General features: G+C 37.3%; 7 protein-coding genes. All 7 read left to right on the top strand.

The window, feature by feature from the left end; genetic code table 11:
- Positions 1 to 122: 122 nt before the first annotated feature.
- The gene (locus AB3X49_RS20935; protein WP_367964498.1) at positions 123 to 389 is read left to right on the top strand and encodes a BppU family phage baseplate upper protein; all 267 of its coding nucleotides are present in this window, start codon (positions 123 to 125) and stop codon (positions 387 to 389) included.
- A gap of 108 nt (positions 390 to 497) precedes the next feature.
- On the top strand, positions 498 to 1,022 hold the full coding sequence (locus tag AB3X49_RS20940; RefSeq protein ID WP_367964500.1) for a hypothetical protein: 525 nt from the start codon (positions 498 to 500) through the stop codon (positions 1,020 to 1,022).
- Positions 1,023 to 1,034: 12 nt separating this feature from the next.
- Positions 1,035 to 1,445 (top strand): YomQ N-terminal domain-containing protein, encoded by a 411-nt coding sequence (locus AB3X49_RS20945; RefSeq protein ID WP_367964502.1) that lies wholly within the window; start codon positions 1,035 to 1,037, stop codon positions 1,443 to 1,445.
- The gene (locus AB3X49_RS20950; protein ID WP_367964504.1) at positions 1,445 to 1,606 is read left to right on the top strand and encodes a hypothetical protein; all 162 of its coding nucleotides are present in this window, start codon (positions 1,445 to 1,447) and stop codon (positions 1,604 to 1,606) included. The genes AB3X49_RS20945 and AB3X49_RS20950 overlap by 1 nt, the downstream gene beginning before the upstream one ends.
- 67 nt (positions 1,607 to 1,673) lie before the next feature.
- Positions 1,674 to 1,907: a hemolysin XhlA family protein gene (locus AB3X49_RS20955; protein WP_367964510.1), complete on the top strand. Its 234-nt coding sequence runs from the start codon at positions 1,674 to 1,676 to the stop codon at positions 1,905 to 1,907.
- A 1-nt stretch (position 1,908) separates the two neighbouring features.
- On the top strand, positions 1,909 to 2,112 hold the full coding sequence (locus AB3X49_RS20960) for a hypothetical protein (protein ID WP_367964506.1): 204 nt from the start codon (positions 1,909 to 1,911) through the stop codon (positions 2,110 to 2,112).
- A partial coding sequence (locus AB3X49_RS20965) for a peptidoglycan recognition protein family protein (protein ID WP_367964508.1) occupies positions 2,109 to 2,691 on the top strand: 583 nt, incomplete at its 3' end. The genes AB3X49_RS20960 and AB3X49_RS20965, both read left to right, overlap by 4 nt.

Consider the following 2,691-nt stretch of genomic DNA (forward strand, 5'->3'; position numbering starts at 1 on the left):
CCAAGATAATGTTTCTCTCGAATTGTTTTCCTTTAAAATATCCCATATGTTATGCCCCTCATCTCATTTTTTCTACAGTTTAGCTCAGCTCCAAAAACTTTGCAACAGAACCTTATGAAGGGTTGAAACCCAACAATGCATACGTTCGTGATACGTCTGGTGTGAAAATGATTAATGCTACACAAGGTAATTTCGAATATACTTTCAGACCTGAAACATTCGGAGTCGCTGGCGTAGGTAAAAGATCATACTTTTCAATCGAACAAGGCGGAACGGTACGGGCTTCAACGCAAGATTTCGGGCTAGTGACTTTAGCTGATGCGATGACAGGTAACGTAATGAGTGGCCCTTACATTTCCGAATTAGAAGAATTGATTAATCTAGCATAATGGTTAGTAGATGATATTAACAGTCGATGGACTTCAATTAACGATCAACTTTACGAATTGCAAAATAAATTGAATAATATGGATGTTGTAAAACGTAGCGGCGACAATATGACGGGTCATCTCGAATTCGAAACCGCTTCGGGGGAAAAAGTAGTTAGGGGTAAAGATGGGACGGTAAGTCTTGCAGGGTTTTCATTCTCTAAAGAATATCTGACTTTCTATGATTGGAAAAATAATCAATTAATCATGAACTACAACATGAATACGAAAGAGTTGAATGTCTCAAGTAACACTAACCTCATGAAGAAGACAGATTACACAGCTAAAGACGGTCGAGCAAATTTAACCTTAACGGCTAATGCTACAGCAATAGACCAAGTGAGCTTCCCAAATTTGGCAACTCGTAGAGCGAATACCGTAACTTTAAATATGGCAGTAACTCGCAATGTAGATTCTACGGATAGTCTTGTAGCTGTTTTACCTTTAGATACGAGACCAGTAGAGAGTTACTATAAAAACGTTATAGCTGATGATAATACACCTGTTTACATGAGAATTAATACAAACGGCGAGCTTCACTTATATACAGCTGGAAAAAGTGTTCGTATATCAGAAACGTACGTAGCAGACTAAGGAGGATAAAACATGGCTAAATATTACGGTTATTGTTACAACAAGGAAGGGGAATTCACTAAAATGATTCCTCTTGAGTTTAAAACTAATGAAGAAACTGGAGAGGAAACCCCCATTTTACCTCTTCAGTGCACTTTAGAAATTTGTCCTGACGGTATTTATTATCCTAAATTTGTGGACGGTAAATGGGTTAAAACAGTTGAGCCAAAGCCTGTAGAACCACAACCAGAAGAACCTTCAGAGTTAGAAAAGATTAAAAAGCAACAGGACTTAATGCAGCAAGCTCTGGATGAAATGATTATACAAAATCCAACTCCAGATGAATTAGCAGAGTTAAAGAAACGTTTGGCACTTATGCAAAATGCGATTGATGACCTCATTATTTCAACTACCCCAGCAACACTGGAAGGAGGGAGTAAGTAATGGCTGAATACATGGCACAACGAGTAATCGATCAAGCTTTTACTTATACGTTTATCATTGTAAAAATGAAGGCGTACAAAGAAAGAATCGATAAATACTTAACTGACAATGGAAGAGCAGATTTAATTGTAGATAGCACAGTAGTGGCCTATTTAGTATAAAATACGGCTTGTATAACAAAAGGGGGACATGACTGTCTCTCTTTTTATTTTGAAAGGAGATGAACCAATGCAAGAAATTCAAGATTTAAAGCAAGAGATCCACCAAATTAAATCAGATCAGAAAGATATGCAACGTGATATTCGCAATTTAGAAACACGGACCACGGTCAACGAAAAGGACATTGTAAATATAAATAAGCTTCTTGATAAAATCAGCGCCAATACAACATGGATCCTTCGAATCATCATTGGAGCAATTGTAGCTGGATTATTAGGATTACTAATAAAAGGTGGCATGTAGCATGTCAAAAGAAAATATTAAAAGGCGTTTGCGTAACTGGAAAACTCATGTTGCGCTTTTTTCATGCCTTGGATTAGTTTTATCGGCATTTGGAATTACAGGGTTTGAGGGGAAGTTAGACACGATTCAAAAGGCAGTTTATTTATTTGGTATTGCACTAGGTATTTGGACTGATCATGAAGAAAAAGGGGAAGATGAAAAATGAAAAAATCTATTAAATTCTTAGTTTCTATTTCTACGGTTGCTATTATTATATTAACATCTGCAGCAAGTGCTTTTGCTGATAGAACACTTATTATTCCAGGTTTACCACAAGACCCTTATCGTTATGGGGTTGGTGCATATGAGGGTGTTGTAGCTCATTATACAGCCACTCCAGAAGCTCCAGCTATTAACATTCAAAAATATGAGTCTCGTACATGGAGAAATGCATTTGTTCACTATGCAGTCGATTGGGACGAAACAATCCAAATTGCTGATACAAAGTACATTGCTTATGGTGGTGGACCTGCAGCGAATAAACGATTTGTGCATGTAGAATTATGCGAAACAGCGGACTATACAAAATTTAAACGCAGCTATGATAAATATGTTAAGTTACTAGCTAAAATCTTGCGTGACCGTGGGTTATCTGTAGAAAAAGGATTGTGGACACATAGCGATGTAACTCATCACCTTGGCGGTACAGATCATGAAGATCCAATTGATTACTTACAATCTCATGGCGTTTCAGAAGCTCAATTTAGAGCAGATGTACAACGCGCATACAATAATTCTAGTGTGG

Origin of the sequence: Bacillus sp. C30 (assembly GCF_040838255.1) — a bacterium.
Taxonomy (GTDB): Bacteria; Bacillota; Bacilli; order Bacillales; family Bacillaceae_G; genus Bacillus_A; species Bacillus_A mycoides.

Bases quoted from the DNA above. Each gene is read 5' to 3' on its own strand.
- AB3X49_RS20940 (WP_367964500.1), top strand. From the start codon at position 498: ATGACGGGTCATCTCGAATTCGAAACCGCTTCGGGGGAAAAAGTAGTT.
- AB3X49_RS20945 (WP_367964502.1), top strand. From the start codon at position 1,035: ATGGCTAAATATTACGGTTATTGTTACAACAAGGAAGGGGAATTCACT.
- AB3X49_RS20950 (WP_367964504.1), top strand. From the start codon at position 1,445: ATGGCTGAATACATGGCACAACGAGTAATCGATCAAGCTTTTACTTAT.
- AB3X49_RS20955 (WP_367964510.1), top strand. From the start codon at position 1,674: ATGCAAGAAATTCAAGATTTAAAGCAAGAGATCCACCAAATTAAATCA.
- AB3X49_RS20960 (WP_367964506.1), top strand. From the start codon at position 1,909: ATGTCAAAAGAAAATATTAAAAGGCGTTTGCGTAACTGGAAAACTCAT.